This is a genomic window from Anaerocolumna sedimenticola, from assembly GCF_009931695.1.
In the GTDB taxonomy this organism is placed as follows: Bacteria; Bacillota; Clostridia; order Lachnospirales; family Lachnospiraceae; genus Anaerocolumna; species Anaerocolumna sedimenticola.
Genome location: NZ_CP048000.1, coordinates 2,506,998 through 2,527,352 on the forward strand (window position 1 = coordinate 2,506,998; position 20,355 = coordinate 2,527,352).

Genomic DNA, 20,355 nt, shown 5'->3' on the forward strand with positions numbered 1-20,355 from the left:
TATGTGGAAAAATATAACAATTAAATAAGGTGAATTAGATAATCATGATGTTTAAAATATTAACCGCTATTTCCGCACTTATTAGTTTATTGCTTACAATCCATGCTTTTTATATGAAACATTCAAAATATACGGTTATATTTGCCATGCTTATGTCAGAGATTACAATATTCACCTTAGGTTCCAATAAAGAATTAATGGTAAATGATATCACCGGAAAAGTTTTATGGAGAACAGTTAGTCAGACAGGTTTTTTATTAGTGGTACCTACCATATTAATTCTTATCATTATTTACATAGGTAAAGAAAATAATTTAAAACCGATCATAATACTGGAAATTTATTTCTTTCCGGTTTTAGCTATTTTATTAAAATGGACGGATCCATACTATCACCTGATGAGAAAATATATTTATTTAGATAAAGGCAATTTGGTAGTTATCAGTACTCCATTTGCTTTGTTTATTATGTTATTGGAGTTAAATATAATACTGATATCATTAATTTTATTATTCCTATTTTATAAAAAAATTAATGCTCAGTATAAAAAACAAACCCTCACTATGGGAATAGGAATACTAATTCCACTAATCGCTTCTTTTATTAAAGTCGTAAGACCTGATTTAGAATTTCATGCACCGCTTATTGCCGTTACCTTTACAATAACCGGTATCATACTTTTCTGGAGTATTTTCCGGTATCAGTTATTTTCCATTGTACCAATCGCCCGGGATAAAATATTTGAAATCGTACAGGAGGGAATTATTACTGTAGATAAATATGGTGTTATTATTGATAAAAATAATGCAGCGGATAAGTTCATTTATGATACGACGGGTGAAAATCGAGATCTGATTGGTGAAAAACTGGAAGACTTTCTGATCAATTGGCCTAGATGGTATCAATCCTGTAAGAATATGATGAGGGATGAATTTGAAATAGATACACTGAAATGGGGCAGGATAAGATACTATTATGTAAAAGTATATCCTATATTTAAAAGTAACAGAAAAAAACGTGGTACGGTATCTGTTCTTATAGATATTACAGATCGTAAAATCAGAGAAGAAGAACTGCGTGATGTTTCGGAATTAAATAAATTACAACTTGCCAATCTTTCCGGAGAGTTAAGCTCTCAGAAAGTGCAGATGGGTAATTTATTATCTGACACAGAACAGTTGAAATCAATGAATGCATTAAAAGATAAACTTTTTACCGTATTTACTCATGATATAAGAAATCCGATTGCTACCATGGTAAGTCTGGTGGACATTCTGGAGCAGGATAATGATTGGTATAATACAGATTGCAAGGAAATATTAGAAGAAGTGAAAAAGCAGATAAACTATACATATAACATTATTGAAAATTTATTGGAATGGCTGAACAGTCAAAGGGAGGGGCTGGTTATCAAACCATCACTTTGGAATCTAACTGAAATTTTAGAGGAAACTATCTCCATGTACCTGGTTAGTGCAGGGGTAAAGAAGATAAGCATATCCTGTAATGTGGATGACAAGCTGACAATATTTGCTGATAAGGAGGTACTGGAACTGGTACTCCGTAATCTATTATCTAATGCGATAAAATTTACGGAATCCGGAGGAAATATATGGGTAGAGGCGCATTTTACAACAGAAGAAACAATTATTTCAGTAAAAGACTCAGGCATTGGTATGGATAAAGATAAAGTAAGTCAACTTTTTGATGAAGGGTATGTAAATTCTACTTTAGGAACGGCGGGTGAAAAGGGAATCGGCTTGGGGCTTTTAATTTGCAAAGAGTTTATTATGAAAGGCGGAGGAAAAATATGGGCGGAGAGTAAACAAGGAGTGGGAAGCACATTTTATATTTCATTATTAAATTCCAATAAAAAATTATCGTAAATACTATTATATTAAGTCAGTTATTTTTTATCTAATAGGAAATTACATCCTATAAGATAAAAAAGCCCTACCGGGCAGGATGCACACCTCGCGGAAAGGAAGTATATTGCTGCAGCGTCCGCTGGGGTGCAAAAGTGTCAGCGCGCTGACACTTTGTTAAATTCGATTATATATAAGTTATTTACCAACGAGGGTACATATATATGCTTAAGAATTATTATTTAAGTACAGCTTGTTTCCTTATCATGTGTCTTATCAATAATTCCTTTATTTCGTTAGCTTCTTTAAAAATAGGACCGTGGTATATAAGTTATATCATTTATTTTAGCTTTGTAATTGTAATTTGTTTCGTTGTTTTTTGGATAATATTTATAAAAGCGGGAAGTTTTTTACGAAAACAAATCATTGTTCTGGGTATAGGTATAAGTAATTCCTGGATTTTAAATATTATATATATATGGAACAGTACAAAATTATCTTTAATTTTAACCCTCGTAGGTTTAACGATTACCGGTATCTTAATCATTTGGGTGTTTTATCAGTATAAGCATAATATTTTTCATATTACACCTATAGAAATTGATAAAATACTTGAATCAATATCCGACGGGGCAGTCGTATTTAACGACAAGAATCAGATCATTTTATATAATAAGCCGGCGGGTATATTAATTCCTGAATTAAATGAAATAACACCCCGTAATAATGATATTGAAATAATATTTACCAGTTATCCGGTAGTGATTGAAACCTTAAAAAGTAATGAATTAAAGGAGATACAATTCCATGTACCTAAGGAAGATATTGTAAAGGTTTACAAAATGAAATTAACCTTTATTAATAACAAAAAGGCTTATTTAGGGAAAGTTCTGATATTATCAGATATAACTACAAATAAAAAGAATCTCGAAGATTTAACTTCTACATCAGCCCAATTGGCAACCCTTAATACATTAAAAGACAGGCTGATAAACATAGTGGCAAATGATATTAGGGAGCCTTTGGATATGCTTATTAATCTGACGGATTTTTTGGACAAGCAGCAAATAAATCAGTACGATAACAAATTATTGGTAAGGGAGATACAGAAACAGGTAAAAAATATCTTTTTAATAGTCGATAGTATGTTGGAATATTTTCAAAGCAAGCAGACCAGTAATATATTTTTGCCTATGAAATGGAAATTAGCTGTGTTGGTACAGGAAACAGTTAATAGTATAGCAGCTAAAGCTGATAATAAAAAAATTACAATTGATACCAGTATACAGGGTGATCTTTTCGTATATGCAGATAAGGGGATGTTACAGATAGTCTTGAGGAATCTTCTTTCCAATGCAGTTAAATTTACAAATCGAAATGGAAAGATAATAATAACAGCACAAAAAGAGAACGATTCTGTAATTATATCGGTAAGAGACACTGGGATAGGTATGAAATCAGAAAAAGTACAACTGCTTTTTCAGGATGTGGAGAGCACTCCAACCATCGGCACAGAGGGAGAATTAGGTATTGGTCTTGGATTATTATTCTGCAGGCAAATCATTCAACGTAATCATGGGGATATATGGGTGGATAGTACATTAGGTGAAGGGAGTAATTTCTACGTTTCAGTGCCTTCAGGGAATGAAGGGTACAGATAAGAAAGAAAAAATACAAGGTGATAAAATGAAAGTAATTCTTTTAGATGATGAGAAATCAATGTTAATCATTATGAAAAAATGCTGTCAAAAATTAAAGATATCGAATTAGTAGGAAGCTTCCAAAGTCCAAGTGAAGCATATGCGTATATACAAGAAAATAAGGTGGATATGGCATTTGTAGATATTAATATGCGGGAAGAAAACGGTCTTGATTTTGTCAGAAGAGTAACAGCGCAGTATAAGGAAATTGCTATATTTTTTCTGACCGCTTATAAAGAATATGCGCTGGAAGCCTACGGAATGCATGCATTTGATTATATCGTAAAACCAATTACATTCGAGAGACTTGAAAATTCCATTCAAAAAGCAAAAGATACTTTAATTTTTTTACAACCGTCTAACCGGAATAATAAAAATAAAATATTATTTAATTGTTTAGGTGGTTTGGATGTAAAAAGTACAAGTGGCGGCAGTATACAATTCACCTCATCAAAAAGTTCGGAATTAATGGCTTATTTAGTAATGCACAGGGGGAGATTAGTTTCAAAATGGAGAATTATGGAGGATGTTTTTAATGGTATGGCGCAGTCAAATGCAGAAACTTATTTAAATACCACTGTATATAAGTTAAGAAAAGCTTTGGAACCCCACGGTATGAAATCGGCAATCATTTCAGCGGAAGAAAGTTATAAGATAGACTTAAACGAAGTTTACGCAGATATCATTGATTTTGAAGACCGCATCACATCCATTTATCAACTGGATGAATCCAATCTGGAAAAAGCTATTCAAACTGAAAAGCTTTATTCAGGAGAACTTTTTGGGGAAAAAGATTATAGCTGGTCATTACCGGAAAAAGAACGAATATCCGAAGTATATTTTAGTTTTGCAAAAAAGCTGGTAAATTATTTAATCGATAATATGAAGTTAACAGTTGCATTACACATAACAAAAAAACTAAATAATTTTAATGAATTAGATGAAGAAATCAATTATCTATTAATGAAAATTTATTCATTACAAAAAAACAGGAGCCTGTTGGAACGGCAATATGAAAGATACAAAAAAATATTAAAAAGTGAACTTGGGCTTTCACCGGATAATTCAATGGTGGAGTTATATCACCTATTGATTAAATCTTTTGGGTAATTAGTCTCACTTTTACCTGCATTAGTTAACTTGTGCAGGTTTTTTTTGTATTTTGTCAGAATTCCGTCAGTAATGTCGTATATGATATATATAAATAATTTGTCTTTATATTATACTACTGCAGTGGTAAAGGCTTTACGAATAAAGGTAAATTAATTAACTAAAAATTTATTTTATTCATTTTTTACAAGGAGGATAAGATATGAATAACGAGAATTTGACTGAATTTTATGATTGGCAAGAGGTGGAGGGGAGAATTTCTAAGCCAAAAATACAATTATTAACTTTAGAAAAACTAAGATTAGATATAAATAAAATGATTAACAATAGTGAGGATTTGCATATGAATCCGGGTATTGAGGAAATGGGAAAAAACTTTGATAGTCTGTTAAATACATATTACGATTTAGGAGATCTATAAGATTATAAGCTATTATCAATAAGCCCTTTCATAAATTTATATAAAAAAAGCTGCTGCATTATAATTTGCATATATAATGCGCAGCTTTTTTCTATTGTTTATTTTTTATTCAATTAACTGTTTTTAAAAGCAACATTGGTATTCTTTCTCTTCTTCCACATAACCCAAAGCGGCCCGGCAATGCAGATTGTTGAATAACATCCGCTTATGGAACCAATCGCCATAGGGAGTGCAAAACTTTGAATAGAGTCTATACTGTTTAAGTGTGCTAAGATATAAATTAAACTGACACTTAATAATACGGCAACGTTAGTATTGACCGATCTCGTAATGGACTGGGAAATGGAAAGGTTTGTTAAGGTATCCACAGGTGTCTTAGGATGCAGTTTTGTATTTTCACGGATACGGTCATAGATAACGATAGTATCATTTACCGAATAACCGATAATACTCAGTGTTACGGCAACAAAGGAATCCCCGATTGGAATCTGGAAAATAACGCAGGTGAAAAATACGACCAAAACGTCATGGAACAGTGCGATCAGAGCCATAACACCGGCGGAAAGACCACCCATTCTGCTGAAACGAATCCATACATAAATCATAACTAATACAGCGGAAAGAAGAATAGCTGTAATACCGTTGGTTAAAAACTTCTTACCGAAAAATGGCTCAACCATGGAGGATTCGGAAAGATTTAATTTTGCATCCGGAAATTTTTCTTTTAATGCTGCGTCAAATTTATCCTGATCTTTCGTATCAACTCCATAATTGCCGGAAATATTAATGATAAGCCTCTTATCACCGGTTGCGATATCGGAGGTAAGCTGTGTTGTTACCGGTCTGTTCAAAGATGTGGATACCACATCGGCAGCCGCATCGGCATCCAAATCACCAACATAAGAATATTTTAAGAGGGAACCACCCTTAAACTGGATATCCAATTGTACGCCGTTAATGAATGCTGATATTATGCCAATTAACATAATTGCTATGGATATTCCAAAAAATACCCAACGTTTTTTATAAAAATCAATTATTTTTCCCATTATAGTGTTACCCTCCTTGATCTACATTTGAAAAGCGCAGGCTGACGCAAGGCTTTAAATTCACTTAAGGACCGGATCATCAAACGGGAAGCAGTAACACCTGCTACGAAGTTGAAGAAAATACCGGTAAGCAAGGAATATGCAAAGGATAATAACGAACCCGAACCAAAAATCATTAATATGATTGCAACGATTAATACGGTGATATTACCATCAAATACGGATGAAAAAGCATCTTTAAAACCGGAAGAGATAGCGGATGGAATACTCTTGCCGGATTTAATTTCTTCATTGATACGTTCTGAAATAATAACGTTAGCATCCACGCCCATACCAATGGAAAGGATAATACTTGCGATACCTGTTAAGGTAAGGGTTACCTGCGGAATGGAAAGTGCTAATAACTGGCCGGAAACCTGAATTAAAAGTGCGATGCAGGCAACAAAACCAGGTAAACGGTAATACAGAATTAAAAGTAAGCAGATAATGCAGAAAGCGATTACACCTGCTTGTACCATAACATCTAAGGCACCGGCACCAAGAGTTGGACTGATGGTAGAGTGATTTTTTGTAGTCATGGAAAATGGCAGGGAACCGGCATTGATTTTATCGGAAAGTGCTTTTGCTTCATCATACGTTCCGATGTGGTCAATCTGTGCTTTACCGCCTCCGATGTGTTCATTAACCGTAGCTCTTTGGATTAAATTTTTATCCATGTATATATCTATTTCTTTACCAATCAGTTTTTGTGTTGCTTTACTGAAGAGTTTAGTTCCTTCTTCATCAAAGGTAAGGCTTACTGCATATTGTCCTGTAGTTCTGTCCATTTCCGGTGAGCTGTTGGTAACGTGGGAACCTTCTACTAAAACATTACCATCTGCATCCTGGAAAGTAAGCTGTGCGGTTTCACCGAGCTCCGCCATAGCTTCCTGGGGATTAAAATCTTTTTCGTCAGCTTTCCAAGGAAAACGAACGATGATATATCCGTTATCCTTATCAACAGTAACATCACGGTCTAATATGTTTTGCTGGTCAAGACGGGTTTCAATAATGGATCTTGCAGCTTCCAGCTCTTTCCCGGTAGGTTTTCTGTCAAGTCCAACGGGTTCAAATGCTGCATCAACACCTCCGCGAATATCAATACCATAACGCATTTCCGGTGCTCCGGCGATTGTAAAAGCTTTACCGGAACCAAAGGGGATAGAAACGCCAAAAATTGCGGTATATGCCATAAGCAGCGCAACAATTAAAATTATAAAAAATACTGGTTTTCTATTTTTTCTCATTTTTATACCAAAACATATCGCAAGATTACTTGCGATACTGCCACAAATAAAGTGAAACTCGTGTCTCACAGGTTGAGAGAATCATTATGTGGCATCCTTTCTTTAATTAATATTTTCTTCAACCTTTATCTTTCTTTATTATTCGTAAAGTCAGGTAATAGCTAAGCAAAATTATGGTATATTCAGAAAACTTTATAGTTTCGCAATTACCTAATTAGGAAAGCATACAGGGGGGAGCATGTCCGCCTATATGTACCGCTAATTCTGATGTATCATTAATTTGTTTCTTAAATAGAATTAAAACCAGATAAGAAAACAGGGATACATTTAAAAGAGATAATACTGACGAATAAAGATCATAGTAAAAAAAACGTTGGGGATATTGGAAATATCTGGTTGCAGCTCTTATAAAATGTGTTGCAACGCTTTCCTCTTCCGGAAGCAGTGCTATGGAAGTGAAATAATTCAGATAATAGAATGGCTTATTTATATTATTGAGAGAATTAAAAGAGTTTCTATCACTATATTCATAGTTGTCTTCGGTTACAGTTGTATTTAAATTAAGGTTCAACACTAAAGTTGGAAGCAGAACAACCAAAATACGCAGTACATATTTATTATATTGTCTGTTGGAACTCATATGCTCACCCCTCTAAAAATAATCTATATTATAACATAACATATTTTTTGATTTTTGCATATATCTATGAGTAAAATTTTATTGGAAAAATTAAAAAAGTTCTCTGATAAACGATTAGGAAATGTAATTGACATAAAAGCCATCTAATGCTACACTTATATAACAATCTAATATGAAAAGGTGCTTGGAGCATTAAACAATGCAGACAAGATAATAGGGAAATGGGTGAAAAGCCCATACGGTCCCGCCGCTGTAAAGGATGAGTAACAACCAGTCAGTGAAACATTTTTTTACTAAAATGAATTGCTGCAAATCACTGTGATAAACGGGAAGAGTGGTTGTTTATTATGATACCTGAGTCAGAAGACCTGCCTTTTGATATGAAGCTATACACAGTTACGAACGATGGCTGTGTGTATTAAGTATAGTTCCTAATAGAAGCAGGATTATATTTAGTAAGGCCTTTTTGTTTGCCGGAATCGTTCGTATTGTAAAGATTCCCGTTAACAAAAAGGCTTTTTTATTTTGTATAGGAAAGTGCTACGAATTTTCCTATACGAAATAAAAATGTCCTCCGGGGGTATGTTCATCAGTTATAAGGAAAGGAGTCAAGTATGTCAAAATTACAAAAAATTGTAATAGTTATTTCCTTTGGTTTTTCGTTAAGCTTTGGTATTTCACCCGTAGCAGAAGCCATGCACATTATGGAAGGATATTTGCCGGTCCGTTATTGCATAACCTGGGGAGTACTTTGTGTTCCTTTTTTAATAGCAGGTTATTTATCAATCAAAAAGTCTGTTTCGGAGCATAGGAAAACATTGGTAATTCTTGCAATGTGCGGTGCTTATGCATTTGTTCTTTCAGCGCTTAAGTTACCGTCAGTAACAGGAAGCAGTTCCCATCCTACGGGTACGGGACTTGGAGCAATTTTATTCGGACCTGGTGTCATGAGTCTCCTTGGTATGTTTGTCTTACTTTTTCAGGCAGTATTACTGGCTCACGGAGGTCTTACCACCCTTGGTGCCAATACCTTTTCCATGGCAATAGCAGGGCCTTTTATCACCTATGGGTTATATAAGCTGTCCTTAAAACTGAGAGTACCAAAAATGGGAGCAGTATTTTTGTCTGCAATGATAGGAGATTTATTTACCTACACAGTAACTTCTTTTCAGCTTGCACTTGCCTATCCGTCTGAGGTTGGGGGCATTGGCCGCTCCATGGTTAAATTCATGGGCATTTTTGCAGTGACCCAGGTACCGATTGCCATAATTGAAGGAATCGTAACAACTATGGTGGTTATGGCACTTGAAACTTATGCGAGGACGGAACTGGCTGAAATTGGATTTATGAAAGGCGGCTTTAAGCATGACAGGTAAAATGAAAACAGGCATTGTCCTTTTATTGATTTGTATTCTAATTGCTGTAATACCTTTGGCGGTAATAAAAGATTCGGATTTTGGCGGTTCGGATGATGCAGCCGGTAAAACAATCAGTGAGATTTTAAATGTAGATGAATATAAACCCTGGGTATCTCCGGTTTTTGAGCCACCGGGAGGGGAGACAGAATCCCTCCTTTTTTGCCTCCAGGCTGCTTTAGGAGCCGGTGTATTTGGTTATGGAATCGGAGTATTAAAAGAGAGGAACAGGAACAGAAAAGAGAGTAAGCCGGAATGAGGATGATAGATCAGATTGCATACAGATCAGGATTACGATATGTAAATCCGTGCATAAAAACTTTTTTGGCAGTTGCTACATTACTTATTTGTGTTTCCGCGCATTCTGTTTTTATATCTCTTATTACTCTATTTGTGATGGGAATACTGGCAGTTTATAAAGGAAAGGTTCCGCTTGCCTATTTTATAAAGCTGTATCGGATACCTGTGCTTTTTTTAGTGTTAAGCACATTTAGTATTGTAATCAGCCTGTCAGAGAAACCTTTGCCGGGGATAGTAATCCCTTTCTTCCACCAATATCTGATTTTTAAAGAAAATGCGATATATACAGCAGTAAATCTAATTATAACTGCTTTGGGAGCAGTTTCCTGCCTGTATTTTTTATCACTGACAACGCCGGTTATTGATTTATTATACGTTTTGGATTTTATTCATTGCCCTGCTGTTTTATCAGAATTGCTTTTATTGATTTACCGTTTTATATTTGTCCTTTATGAGATAGCTGCAGCAATTACCACATCTCAAAAAAGCAGATTGGGAAATAAGAATATTAAGACTTCCATCTTTTCCATGAGTGGTATGCTTTTTATACTTTTAATAAATGGAATAAGGAAATCTTCTGTCCTCTATGATGCTATGGAAGCAAGGTGTTATGACGGTAAAATCTTGGTACTGCGTGAAGTTACCAAAGCAACAAAACAGGAGATTGTGATGGCTGCAGCTTTTGTAACTTTTATGATAGGAATTAGCCTGCTTCAAAGGAGCTTATTTTGAATGTATTAAAAACAGAAAATTTAACATATACATATGAGGATGGTACGAAGGCTTTAAATAATGTAAGTATTTCAATTGAAAAAGGGGACAAAACCGCCTTTTTAGGGGCTAATGGTTCCGGTAAATCAACTCTTTTTCTATGCTTAAACGGAATCTTAAAACCTCAGCACGGAAGAATACTATTTAAGGACCAACCGATTGAATATTCAAGAAAAGGTTTGCTTGGACTAAGAAGTAAAGTAGGTATAGTATTTCAGGATCCGGACAACCAGCTTTTTTCTGCCAGTGTATACCAGGAAATTTCCTTTGGATTAATGAATTTGGGGATATCGGGGCAGGATGCGGTAAAAAAGGTGGAAACAATTATGGAAGAAATGAAGATTCAGCCATTTCGCCATAAACCGACCCATTTATTAAGCGGCGGGCAGAAAAAACAGGTATCTCTTGCCGATATCCTGGTTATGGAGCCGGAGGTTATCATTCTGGATGAACCCTCATCCGCCCTTGACCCCAAACATACGAAAATGATTAATGACAAATTAAATTCCCTGCCGGATTCGGGAGTTACCGTAATTATTTCAACACATGATGTTGATTACGCTCTGGAATGGGCTGATAAGGTTATTGTATTTAAGGATGGAGAAGTGTTTGCGGAAGGAAAAACGGAAGATATTTTTATGAACAAAGAACTGTTAAAGCAAACTAATTTAAGACAGCCGTCAGTTATAAAGCTTTTTATTCATTTGTGTGAACGCGGCATTTTAAGCAGAAATCTTCCGGTGCCCCAAAATTTTGATACCTTGGAAAGATATATCATAGGAACATGAACCATGTTCCTATCATCAGATGCACGGCGGAAAAGCACCGCCTTTTATCAGAAGTATATTACAGTGTCAGGAGCAGGAATATGTGTAAAAAAGCAATTCTGGTTGTCAGTTTTGGTACAAGCCATAATGAAACGAGGAAGAAAACCATTGAACAAATTGAAAAGGATATAGGTGAAACTTATCCGGAATTTAAGATATACCGTGCATTTACAAGCAATATGATAATAAATATCTTAAAAAGAAGAGACGGTATGATTGTAAATACCGTCACTGAAGCCATGGAGCAAATGTATATGGATGGAATCGATGAGGTTATTGTACAACCCACGCATATTATAAACGGTATTGAGAATGACAATATGATTGTAGCAATACAGAATTGGAGGAGCCGATTTCGGTCCGTTAAAATCGGTACTCCTTTGTTGACCTCTATGCAAGATTACTACGAAGTGATAACAGGGCTTGTAAGTGAGCTGCCTGTTATACAAAAGGATGAGGCAGTTGTGTATATGGGGCACGGGACCACTCACTACTCCAATACCAGTTATGCGGCACTAGAATATATGTTTCGGGATTACGGACATGAGGATATTTATGTAGCTACGGTAGAGGCCTATCCGGCTTTGGAGAATGTAATAAAACAGCTAAAGAAAAAAAATTACAAAAAGGTAATCTTAATACCATTTATGATCGTATCAGGAGATCATGCCCAAAATGATATGGCAGGAAGCGAAGAGAGTTCCTGGAAAACCAGGTTAGAGAGTCAGGGATATGAAGTTCGCTGTTCCTTAAAAGGCCTTGGTGAATACAAAAGTATCAGGAATATTTTTACCGGACATGTTGCCAAAGCTAACTAATTAGGAAATGTCAGTAATGGTACATCTTATACAACTACAGAGCCCAAAGCGCCCACCGGAGGAATTTGAAAAAGGTGTATCAAATGGCTTTTGATGTTCGAATCATTATATTAATTTAAATTGGAGGAATCTACATGAAAGGTATTTTGTTCGGTGTGGGAGTAGGACCGGGTGATCCGGAATTACTTACATTAAAGGCGGTCCGGATTATTAAAGAGTGTGACGTAATTGCAGTTCCGGCGAAAGATTTACAGACCTGTACGGCTTACAATATTGTAAAACAGGCTTTGCCGGAGATTGAGAATAAAGAAGTGATTACCGTTTTAATGCCTATGACCAAAGACAGAGAGAAGTTAGAAGAAAGTCACAAAAATGGTGCGGATTTAATAAGAAGCTATTTGGAAAAAGGTCTTAAGGTAGCATTTCTGACCTTGGGGGATCCGACCGTATATTCTACTTATATTTATATTCATAAACGTATTTTAGCAGAGGGTTTTGAAGCAGAAATAATTAACGGTATTCCCTCCTTTTGTGCCGTAGCCGCCAGGTTACAGGAAGGGCTTGTGGAAAATTCAGAACAGCTTCATATCATACCGGGTTCTTATTCTATTTCAGATGCTATAAATCTTCCGGGTACCAAGGTACTTATGAAAGCAGGAAAAAAATTTGGTGAAGTTAAGGAACAAATAAGAGCGCTGGGACTTCGCGCGGCCATGATAGAAAACTGTGGAATGGAACAGGAAAAGGTTTATCCCACCCTTGATGAAATTCCGGAGGAAGCGGGATATTATTCCCTCATTATTGTAAAGTAAAAGGGACGGTCAAATATGTTAGAGCGTTATGTCTATAAAGGAAACCAGAAATTACGATGCGGTTACACTACAGGTTCCTGTGCAGCTGCCGCAGCGAAAGCAGCATCGTTCATGTTATTTACAGATAAATCTCTGGAATGGATTTCCATCACAACACCCAAAGGAATAATCCTTAATCTGGAAGTAAAAGAGATTACCCGTGGAGATGGTTTTGTTACCTGCGGAATACAAAAAGACAGCGGGGATGATGCGGATGTAACCAATGGAATATTAGTATTTGCGACAGTCAGAAAAGCGGATAAGGATATTGTGATTGATGGTGGAACCGGAGTTGGAAGGGTCACCAGATTAGGATTAAATCAGGATATCGGGCAGGCTGCCATCAATACTGTTCCCAGAAAAATGATTTATGATGAGGTTATGGAAGTCTGTGAAGAGGCAGAATACACAGGAGGGTTATCCATTATTATTTCCATACCTCAGGGAGAAGAACTTGCAAGAAAGACTTTTAACCCAAGGCTTGGAATTGATGGCGGTCTTTCCATACTGGGAACCAGCGGTATCGTGGAACCAATGAGTGAAAGTGCTCTTATTGATACGATTAGAACGGAGATGAGTTCACTTTCGGCAGAGGGGGCCAAATACCTAATAACAGCTCCGGGAAACTATGGGGAAGCCTTTATAGGCAGCAACTTTGCCTTTTCTGAAGACAAAACGGTAAAATGCAGTAACTTTATCGGTGAAACCATTGATATGGCATTTGAATTTAAATTAAAGGGATTATTGCTGGTAGGACATATCGGTAAATTAGTTAAGCTTGGCGGTGGTATCATGAATACTCATTCCAAATGGGCGGATGGGCGGATGGAGATACTGTGCAGCTGCGGCTTGCTGGCAGGGGGAGATACTTATTTATTAAAAAGAGTTTTAGATTGTATTACCACCGATGAAGCCCTGGAATTGTTTAAAGAAGCGGGATTATTGGAAGCGGTTATGAAAGTTCTGATGGAAAAAATTGAATACCATTTGGAGCACAGAGCATATGAGGGGTTAACCATTGGGGCGGTGATATTTTCCAATAAATTTGGAATATTAGGAGAGACTAAAAAGGTTCAGTATCTTTTAGATCAACTTAAAAACAATTGATTGAAATAAATTACGATAGGAGAATATATGGTACATTTTGTAGGGGCCGGCTGCGGTGCGGTGGATTTAATTACTGTCAGAGGCCAAAAATTATTAAGTGAAGCGGATATTGTAGTGTATGCAGGTTCCCTGGTTAATCCGGACCTGCTTAAGTATACGAAAGAAAACTGTCAAACTTTTAACAGTGCCCGTATGACACTGGAACAGGTAATGGATGTCCTGATAAAAGGCAGTAAAGACGGAAAAAATGTTGTCAGACTTCATACCGGTGATCCAAGTATCTACGGAGCCATCAGGGAACAGATGGATTGTCTGAATAAAGAAAATATCGAGTATGAGATATGTCCCGGTGTCAGCAGTTTGTTTGGAGCAGCGGCAGCGTTAAAAGCGGAATATACCTTGCCGGGAGTATCCCAGACAGTGATTATTACACGAATGGCAGGGTTTACACCGGTACCTTTAAAGGAACAAATTGCATCCCTTGCATCGCATCAGGCTACCATGGTTATATTTTTAAGTACCGGTCTTTTAGGAGAACTGAAAGAAGAACTGCAAAATGGTGGATATAAACCCTTTACACCCTGTGCAATTGTGTATAAAGCAAGCTGGGATGATGAACAGGTGGTACGGGGTATGGTAGCTGATCTTCCAGAAATGGCCGTTAGGAATAACATAACCAAAACCGCCCTGATCGTAGTTGGTGAATTTCTGGGAGATGATTATGAACTGTCAAAATTGTATGATTCATCCTTTTCCACCGGCTACCGTGAAGCTTTCAAAGGCTAATGAAAAATAGTCTCACAGTAAGCATCAGGCACTGTAATATAACGTAAGGAGGTTTTATGGAGCTTATGAGGATAGGCATCATTTCCTTTACCGTAAAGGGCGGAAATTTAAATATAAAAATCTGCCAAGGATTACAATCCGGTGGTATGACGGCGGTGGGTTATGGACTCGTCAAACATATTCAAGAAACAGAATTAAATCCTTTTCATAACCTGCATGAATTAATGAATGAATTATTCAAAAGCATGGATGGAATCATAGTTATCGGGGCTTGTGGTATAGCAGTTCGGGCAATTGCACCTTTAATTAAAAGCAAAGGAACAGACCCGGCTGTAATCGTGATAGGGGAAGACGGGAAATATGTGATCTCTCTTTTATCTGGTCATATCGGCGGGGCAAACGAACTAAGCAGAAACATAGCAGGGCTGATTGGAGCGCAGCCGGTCATAACCACTGCAACCGATATTAATCATAAATTTGCGGTGGATAATTGGGCAGTTAAAAACAGCTTAATTATAACCGATTTGACTTTCATAAAAGAAATATCAGGTACTATATTAGACAATAATAAAGTGGGACTTTGCAGTGAATATCCCATACATGGGGACATACCTTGCGAGCTTACGTTAAAAGCATCCGATGTAGGTATCTGTATAGCAGGAAATACGCTGGTTAATCCTTTTCCAAAGACATTGCATCTGTTGCCGCGAAATATTGTATTGGGAATCGGATGCAGAAAAGATACTAAAATAACCTCCATTATTGATGCCGTAAGGAATACCTTCCGTAAATATAATCTGGATGAAAAACGTATCTGCCGTATATGTTCCATTGACTTAAAAGCGAAGGAAGAAGGAATCCTGAAACTCTCAGAGTATTTACAGGCGGAATATAGTACTTTTACTGCAGAAGAACTTAACAATGCTCCCGGTGATTTTAATGCATCTGAATTTGTTGAAAAAACGGTTGGTGTGGACAACGTATGTGAAAGGAGTGCCTTCCTTGGAAGCAGTTACGGAAAAATGCTGATACCAAAAACAGCTGACTCCGGTATCACCCTTTCCGCCTATGAAAAGGATTATGCGGTAACTTTTAAATTTTCATCCTAATGCAGCATAGCTGTCCAAATGAAAGAAGCAGCATCATGATGAAAAGGTTAAAGGAAAATATTACGAAAGAAAGGATATGCAATAGGTGTAAACATGAAATTATACATAGTAGGATTCGGAGCAGGCGGTTATCAATATATGACCATACAGGCTAAAGAGGCATTAGAGGATAGCGAAGTGATCGTAGGTTATTCCGTTTACGTGGACTTGGTTCGGAATTATTTTATAGATAAAGAGTTTTACAGTACTTCCATGAAAAAAGAAGAAGACCGGTGCAGGTGGGCCATTGAAAAAACTCTGCAGGGGAAAAAGGTAGCAATCATATGCAGCGGTGACAGCGGCGTCTATGGCCTTGCCAGCTTAGTTTACGAACTGGCAGCTGATTACGAGCCTTTTGAAATAGAAGTAATATCCGGTGTAACAGCCGCATTAAGCGGCGGAGCCGTATTAGGAGCTCCATTGACGCATGACTTTGCTGTTATCAGCCTGAGTGATTTGCTGACTCCCTGGGAGCTGATTGAGAAAAGGCTGAACTGTTCCGCCATGTGTGATATGGTAATCTGTCTTTATAACCCTTCCAGTAAAAAGAGGATTGATTATCTAAAAAAAGCCTGTGAGATCATCCTGAAATACCGGAGTGAAGCAACGGTATGCGGTTATGTCCGTAATATCGGGCGGGAAGGTGAGTATGGAAAAGTAATGAATTTGGGTGATTTAAAGGATTTATCGGTAGATATGTTTACAACTGTATTTATAGGCAATTCCACTACGAAAAACCTGAATAATAAAATGGTAACGCCCAGGGGATATAAAATTACGACAGATTTTAGCCGGAACGTTGAGCCAAGTAAAACTGACCACTAAAACAGACTTGTCCGTTTCACTAAGCAAGATAAGAAAGGGAGAGGACAATGGATAAAATACTTTTATTTGCAGGAACAACGGAGGGAAGACTTGTTTGGAATCACTGTAATGAATATAAAATTCCAGTAACAGCCGCTGTTGCAACTGAATACGGGGAAGCGTTGCTGCTCCCAAGTGAAATATCTGACATACTGGTAGGAAGAATGGAGGAACAGCAGATGGAGGAAATAATCGCAAGCCGTGAATACGGTCTTGTGATTGATGCAACCCACCCCTATGCTAAAGAAGTCACTAAAAATATAAAAACTGCCTGTAATAAGCAGAATACACCGTATATCCGGGTCCTTCGGGAAAGCTTATTTATACCGGGTGTCATACAGGTTGATACCATAAATGAGGCTGCGGATTATCTCAAAACCCATGACGGGGTTGCCCTGATTACCACCGGAAGTAAGGAACTGCAAGTATTTACCCGGATTAAGGATTTTACGAAAAGACTTATGGTAAGAATACTTCCGGATTATGAAAATGTGAAACAATGTATGGAATTGGGATTTACAGGCCGCAATATAATCTGTATGCAGGGACCATTTTCGGAAGAATTTAATTTAGCTCTTTTAAAGGAAATAAAGGCATCTTACCTGGTGACCAAGGAAGCCGGCTCCTATGGAGGGTTTATGGAAAAAGTACATGCGGCAGAAAAAGCAGAAGTTCAGGTTATCGTAATTAAACGGCCTGAAACAGAAGTGGGATGTACCTTACAGGAGGTTAAAGAGATGTTAAGGGAGTTTATACCGCTGCCCGTGCAGATTGAGAGGTGATTATGAAAGACATATTTATAGTCGGAGTAGGTATGGGAAATATAAATACCCTGACAATAGAGGGAAAAAACTATATTGATAAGGCAGAGGTGTTAATTGGTGCAAAACGTATGGTTAAAGCTGTAAATGCAGGAAATAAGCCATTCTTTCATTCCTTTGACGGTAATGAAATTGTAAACTTTATACAATCCTCGAACTATCAAAATTATGTGGTTCTCATGTCAGGTGACACCGGTTTTTACAGCGGAACAGCCTCGCTTCTTCCTATGCTGAAAGAATATGAAGTTAAGGTTATCCCAGGTATTACAACCGTATCCTATTTTTGCTCCAAGATAAAATTTTCCTGGGAGGATGCCTGCCTGTTAAGTCTTCACGGCCGGGAGGAGAATATTGTACTGGCAGTAAGACAGCATATAAAAACCTTTGCACTCACCGACGGAAGAATCGATATGATGTGCCGAAAGCTCACTCAGGCCGGACTTGGATTCGTACAGGTATATGTGGGAGAAAACCTTTCCTATGAAAATGAAAGAATCATAAAAGGAACGGCAGTAGAATTTCAGAATTCGGATTTTGCCCCCTTAAGTGCCGTTTTTATTGTAAATCCGGATTATGAAACACAATACCATATTGGAATTCCTGATGATGAATTTATACGGGGCATGGTTCCCATGACCAAAAGTGAAATTCGTGCAATCATCCTGAGCAAATTAAAACTTAAGGAAGATTCCATCCTTTATGATATCGGGGCAGGTACCGGTTCTGTTTCTATTGAAATGGCTTTTCTTGCGAAGAAAGGGCGAGTATATGCAATTGAGCAGAAGGAAGAAGCAATCCAGCTGATTAAGAAGAATCAAGATAAGTTTCAAATAGATAACCTAAGGGTAATACCAGGAACCGCTCCGGAAGTTATGGAAAAATTAGAAAAACCGGATATGGCATTTATCGGAGGCAGCAAGGGAAATATGGAGGATATCATACAATCGTTGCTTAATAAAAATCCTGGTATTCGTCTGGTTATAAGTGCCATTGCTTTAGAAACCCTAACGGAGGTTTTAAGGCTTATGAAAGAGTTTGAATTTGAAGAAGTTGACGTAGTACAGGCTGCCATATCAAAAACTAAGGAAGCCGGAAGTTATCATATGCTGATGGGGCAAAATCCTGTATTTATTATCAGCGGCAGGGGGAAGACATCTTGAAACAGATAAATCGGATTATGTTAGCAGGAACAAAAAGCGGTGCAGGGAAAACTACTATAACCTTAAGTATATTACAGGGTTTAGTGGACAGAGGTTACGCAGTCAGTTCTTTTAAATGCGGCCCCGATTATATAGACCCTATGTTTCACAGTAAAGTAATCGGAACAAATTCCGGTAATCTGGACAGCTTTTTCTGTGAAGATGATATCTTAAAGAATTTGTTGTATCAAAATTCAAGGAATACGGATATCAGTGTAATGGAAGGGGTTATGGGTTATTATGATGGTATCGGTTTTTCCGATACCGGAAGCACTTATTCCATTGCGGCTATAACTAAAACTCCGGTGATTTTAATTGTGGATGCCAAGGGAATCAGCGGTTCTTTAGGAGCAATATTGCATGGCTTTTCTGACTATAAAAAAGATAGTTACATAAAAGGGGTTATCTTTAACAGGCTGCCTGACAGATTATATGACAGTGCCAGGAAGCTTGCAGAAGATATGGGAATGCAATCAATTGGTTATGTACCTGTTTTACCAGAATGGAATCTTGAAAGCAGACATCTCGGACTGGTAACTGCGGATGAAATTAAAGATATTAAAGACAGAATAAAGAGATTAGCAGATAAACTTTCAGATACCATTGATTTTGATAAGATCCTTTTGTTGGCGGGACAGGCAGAGCCTCTTTCTGTTTCAGAAGAATCCTCCTATCTAGATAAAAAAGGGAAAATTTCCATAGCTGTGGCTCAGGATGAAGCCTTTTGTTTTATTTATAAGGATAATTTGGAACTGTTAAAAAAAGCAGGAGCAGAGCTTTATTCTTTTAGTCCTTTAAGGGACAGGTTTTTGCCTGAGAATATGGATGGATTACTGCTTTACGGAGGATATCCGGAACTATATGCGAAGAAATTATCTCAAAATACCTCCCTGCTCTGTGATATTAAAAAGGCAATCGAGGGTGGAATGCCAACGATTGCCGAATGCGGCGGTTTTATGTATCTTCATGAAACTATGGAAGATATGGAGGGAATAGACTATCCCATGGTCGGAGTAATCCCAGGCAGATGTTTTAAAACAAAACATCTGCAGAGGTTCGGATATGTTTACTTAGAAGGCAGGGAAGAAAGCTTAATAGCCGGAAAACAAGAGGTTATTAAAGCTCATGAATTTCATTACTGGGACAGCGAAAGCGCCGGTCAGGATTTTCATGCAGTAAAACCGGACGGCAGCAGGGAATGGGACTGTGTCCACGCAAATAAAAATCTATATGCAGGATTTCCCCACCTTTATTTCTCAGGTAATAATTCCATTACAAAACGGTTTGTAGACCGCTGTATTCATCACAGGCTTAGCAAACATAGTAGGTAATTGGCGAATTTATTAATATTCTGAATATACTGGTGTTCCGCCATTA

20 protein-coding genes and 1 riboswitch are annotated in these 20,355 nt (G+C 37.2%); of the genes, 17 read left to right on the plus strand and 3 right to left on the minus strand.

Annotated features, from left to right (window positions below):
- Positions 1-44: 44 nt before the first annotated feature.
- From Ana3638_RS10995 to Ana3638_RS11010, 4 genes are all read left to right on the plus strand, one after another.
- Positions 45-1,886, plus strand: a complete 1,842-nt coding sequence (locus Ana3638_RS10995) for a sensor histidine kinase (protein ID WP_161838064.1) — start codon at positions 45-47, stop codon at positions 1,884-1,886.
- A 203-nt stretch (positions 1,887-2,089) separates the two neighbouring features.
- Positions 2,090-3,526: an ATP-binding protein gene (locus Ana3638_RS11000; protein ID WP_161838065.1), complete on the plus strand. Its 1,437-nt coding sequence runs from the start codon at positions 2,090-2,092 to the stop codon at positions 3,524-3,526.
- Positions 3,527-3,604: 78 nt separating this feature from the next.
- Positions 3,605-4,675, plus strand: a complete 1,071-nt coding sequence (locus tag Ana3638_RS11005; protein ID WP_161838066.1) for a response regulator — start codon at positions 3,605-3,607, stop codon at positions 4,673-4,675.
- A gap of 202 nt (positions 4,676-4,877) precedes the next feature.
- Positions 4,878-5,096: a hypothetical protein gene (locus tag Ana3638_RS11010; RefSeq protein WP_161838067.1), complete on the plus strand. Its 219-nt coding sequence runs from the start codon at positions 4,878-4,880 to the stop codon at positions 5,094-5,096.
- 113 nt (positions 5,097-5,209) lie between these two features.
- On the opposite strand, the gene secF is transcribed toward Ana3638_RS11010, so the two are convergent.
- From secF to Ana3638_RS11020, 3 genes are all read right to left on the minus strand, one after another.
- Complete coding sequence (secF, locus tag Ana3638_RS25125) at positions 5,210-6,145, minus strand: protein translocase subunit SecF (RefSeq protein ID WP_246241001.1); 936 nt, start codon at positions 6,143-6,145, stop codon at positions 5,210-5,212.
- Positions 6,145-7,431 (minus strand): protein translocase subunit SecD, encoded by a 1,287-nt coding sequence (gene secD / locus Ana3638_RS25130; protein WP_246241004.1) that lies wholly within the window; start codon positions 7,429-7,431, stop codon positions 6,145-6,147. Before secD ends, secF begins: the two co-directional genes overlap by 1 nt.
- 214 nt (positions 7,432-7,645) lie before the next feature.
- Positions 7,646-8,071, minus strand: a complete 426-nt coding sequence (locus tag Ana3638_RS11020) for a hypothetical protein (RefSeq protein ID WP_161838068.1) — start codon at positions 8,069-8,071, stop codon at positions 7,646-7,648.
- Positions 8,072-8,232: 161 nt separating this feature from the next.
- Positions 8,233-8,461: riboswitch (cobalamin riboswitch) on the plus strand.
- Positions 8,462-8,685: 224 nt separating this feature from the next.
- Here Ana3638_RS11020 and Ana3638_RS11025 point away from each other — a divergent pair.
- The 13 genes from Ana3638_RS11025 to Ana3638_RS11085 all read left to right on the plus strand — a co-directional run bounded on the left by Ana3638_RS11025 (position 8,686) and on the right by Ana3638_RS11085 (position 20,309).
- A complete protein-coding gene (locus tag Ana3638_RS11025) occupies positions 8,686-9,447 on the plus strand; it encodes an energy-coupling factor ABC transporter permease (RefSeq protein WP_161838069.1) in 762 nt (253 codons plus the stop codon).
- Positions 9,437-9,745 carry an energy-coupling factor ABC transporter substrate-binding protein gene (locus Ana3638_RS11030; protein WP_161838070.1) on the plus strand — a complete coding sequence of 103 codons (309 nt, stop codon included), beginning with the start codon at positions 9,437-9,439 and terminating at the stop codon, positions 9,743-9,745. Before Ana3638_RS11025 ends, Ana3638_RS11030 begins: the two co-directional genes overlap by 11 nt.
- A complete protein-coding gene (cbiQ, locus tag Ana3638_RS11035; RefSeq protein WP_161838071.1) occupies positions 9,742-10,518 on the plus strand; it encodes a cobalt ECF transporter T component CbiQ in 777 nt (258 codons plus the stop codon). Before Ana3638_RS11030 ends, cbiQ begins: the two co-directional genes overlap by 4 nt.
- Positions 10,515-11,345, plus strand: a complete 831-nt coding sequence (locus tag Ana3638_RS11040) for an energy-coupling factor ABC transporter ATP-binding protein (protein WP_246241006.1) — start codon at positions 10,515-10,517, stop codon at positions 11,343-11,345. Before cbiQ ends, Ana3638_RS11040 begins: the two co-directional genes overlap by 4 nt.
- 80 nt (positions 11,346-11,425) lie before the next feature.
- Complete coding sequence (locus Ana3638_RS11045) at positions 11,426-12,202, plus strand: sirohydrochlorin cobaltochelatase (RefSeq protein ID WP_161838072.1); 777 nt, start codon at positions 11,426-11,428, stop codon at positions 12,200-12,202.
- Between the two features lie 134 nt (positions 12,203-12,336).
- On the plus strand, positions 12,337-13,014 hold the full coding sequence (gene cobI, locus Ana3638_RS11050; protein WP_161838073.1) for a precorrin-2 C(20)-methyltransferase: 678 nt from the start codon (positions 12,337-12,339) through the stop codon (positions 13,012-13,014).
- Between the two features lie 15 nt (positions 13,015-13,029).
- Positions 13,030-14,160, plus strand: coding sequence for a cobalt-precorrin-5B (C(1))-methyltransferase CbiD (gene cbiD, locus Ana3638_RS11055; protein ID WP_161838074.1), 1,131 nt, complete (start codon positions 13,030-13,032; stop codon positions 14,158-14,160).
- Positions 14,161-14,187: 27 nt separating this feature from the next.
- Positions 14,188-14,946, plus strand: coding sequence for a precorrin-4 C(11)-methyltransferase (cobM, locus tag Ana3638_RS11060; protein WP_161838075.1), 759 nt, complete (start codon positions 14,188-14,190; stop codon positions 14,944-14,946).
- Positions 14,947-15,002: 56 nt separating this feature from the next.
- Positions 15,003-16,055, plus strand: coding sequence for a cobalt-precorrin 5A hydrolase (locus tag Ana3638_RS11065; protein ID WP_161838076.1), 1,053 nt, complete (start codon positions 15,003-15,005; stop codon positions 16,053-16,055).
- Positions 16,056-16,148: 93 nt separating this feature from the next.
- Positions 16,149-16,919 carry a precorrin-3B C(17)-methyltransferase gene (gene cobJ / locus Ana3638_RS11070; protein WP_161838077.1) on the plus strand — a complete coding sequence of 257 codons (771 nt, stop codon included), beginning with the start codon at positions 16,149-16,151 and terminating at the stop codon, positions 16,917-16,919.
- Between the two features lie 47 nt (positions 16,920-16,966).
- Entirely contained in the window at positions 16,967-17,740 is a 774-nt protein-coding gene (gene cobK, locus Ana3638_RS11075) for a precorrin-6A reductase (protein ID WP_161838078.1), read from the plus strand.
- 2 nt (positions 17,741-17,742) lie between these two features.
- On the plus strand, positions 17,743-18,939 hold the full coding sequence (cbiE, locus tag Ana3638_RS11080; RefSeq protein WP_161838079.1) for a precorrin-6y C5,15-methyltransferase (decarboxylating) subunit CbiE: 1,197 nt from the start codon (positions 17,743-17,745) through the stop codon (positions 18,937-18,939).
- On the plus strand, positions 18,936-20,309 hold the full coding sequence (locus tag Ana3638_RS11085) for a cobyrinate a,c-diamide synthase (RefSeq protein ID WP_330587985.1): 1,374 nt from the start codon (positions 18,936-18,938) through the stop codon (positions 20,307-20,309). Before cbiE ends, Ana3638_RS11085 begins: the two co-directional genes overlap by 4 nt.
- The last annotated feature ends 46 nt before the right edge of the window (positions 20,310-20,355 follow it).

Excerpts from the sequence above, each read along its gene's own strand:
- Ana3638_RS11020 (WP_161838068.1), bottom strand. The coding sequence starts at position 8,071 with ATGAGTTCCAACAGACAATATAATAAATATGTACTGCGTATTTTGGTT.
- Ana3638_RS11000 (WP_161838065.1), top strand. The coding sequence starts at position 2,090 with ATGCTTAAGAATTATTATTTAAGTACAGCTTGTTTCCTTATCATGTGT.
- cobM (WP_161838075.1), top strand. The coding sequence starts at position 14,188 with ATGGTACATTTTGTAGGGGCCGGCTGCGGTGCGGTGGATTTAATTACT.
- cbiE (WP_161838079.1), top strand. The coding sequence starts at position 17,743 with ATGAAAGACATATTTATAGTCGGAGTAGGTATGGGAAATATAAATACC.
- cbiD (WP_161838074.1), top strand. The coding sequence starts at position 13,030 with ATGTTAGAGCGTTATGTCTATAAAGGAAACCAGAAATTACGATGCGGT.
- Ana3638_RS11045 (WP_161838072.1), top strand. The coding sequence starts at position 11,426 with ATGTGTAAAAAAGCAATTCTGGTTGTCAGTTTTGGTACAAGCCATAAT.
- secD (WP_246241004.1), bottom strand. The coding sequence starts at position 7,431 with ATGAGAAAAAATAGAAAACCAGTATTTTTTATAATTTTAATTGTTGCG.
- Ana3638_RS11025 (WP_161838069.1), top strand. The coding sequence starts at position 8,686 with ATGTCAAAATTACAAAAAATTGTAATAGTTATTTCCTTTGGTTTTTCG.
- Ana3638_RS11010 (WP_161838067.1), top strand. The coding sequence starts at position 4,878 with ATGAATAACGAGAATTTGACTGAATTTTATGATTGGCAAGAGGTGGAG.
- cobJ (WP_161838077.1), top strand. The coding sequence starts at position 16,149 with ATGAAATTATACATAGTAGGATTCGGAGCAGGCGGTTATCAATATATG.
- cobK (WP_161838078.1), top strand. The coding sequence starts at position 16,967 with ATGGATAAAATACTTTTATTTGCAGGAACAACGGAGGGAAGACTTGTT.
- cobI (WP_161838073.1), top strand. The coding sequence starts at position 12,337 with ATGAAAGGTATTTTGTTCGGTGTGGGAGTAGGACCGGGTGATCCGGAA.
- Ana3638_RS10995 (WP_161838064.1), top strand. The coding sequence starts at position 45 with ATGATGTTTAAAATATTAACCGCTATTTCCGCACTTATTAGTTTATTG.
- Ana3638_RS11065 (WP_161838076.1), top strand. The coding sequence starts at position 15,003 with ATGGAGCTTATGAGGATAGGCATCATTTCCTTTACCGTAAAGGGCGGA.
- Ana3638_RS11030 (WP_161838070.1), top strand. The coding sequence starts at position 9,437 with ATGACAGGTAAAATGAAAACAGGCATTGTCCTTTTATTGATTTGTATT.
- Ana3638_RS11005 (WP_161838066.1), top strand. The coding sequence starts at position 3,605 with ATGCTGTCAAAAATTAAAGATATCGAATTAGTAGGAAGCTTCCAAAGT.
- secF (WP_246241001.1), bottom strand. The coding sequence starts at position 6,145 with ATGGGAAAAATAATTGATTTTTATAAAAAACGTTGGGTATTTTTTGGA.
- cbiQ (WP_161838071.1), top strand. The coding sequence starts at position 9,742 with ATGAGGATGATAGATCAGATTGCATACAGATCAGGATTACGATATGTA.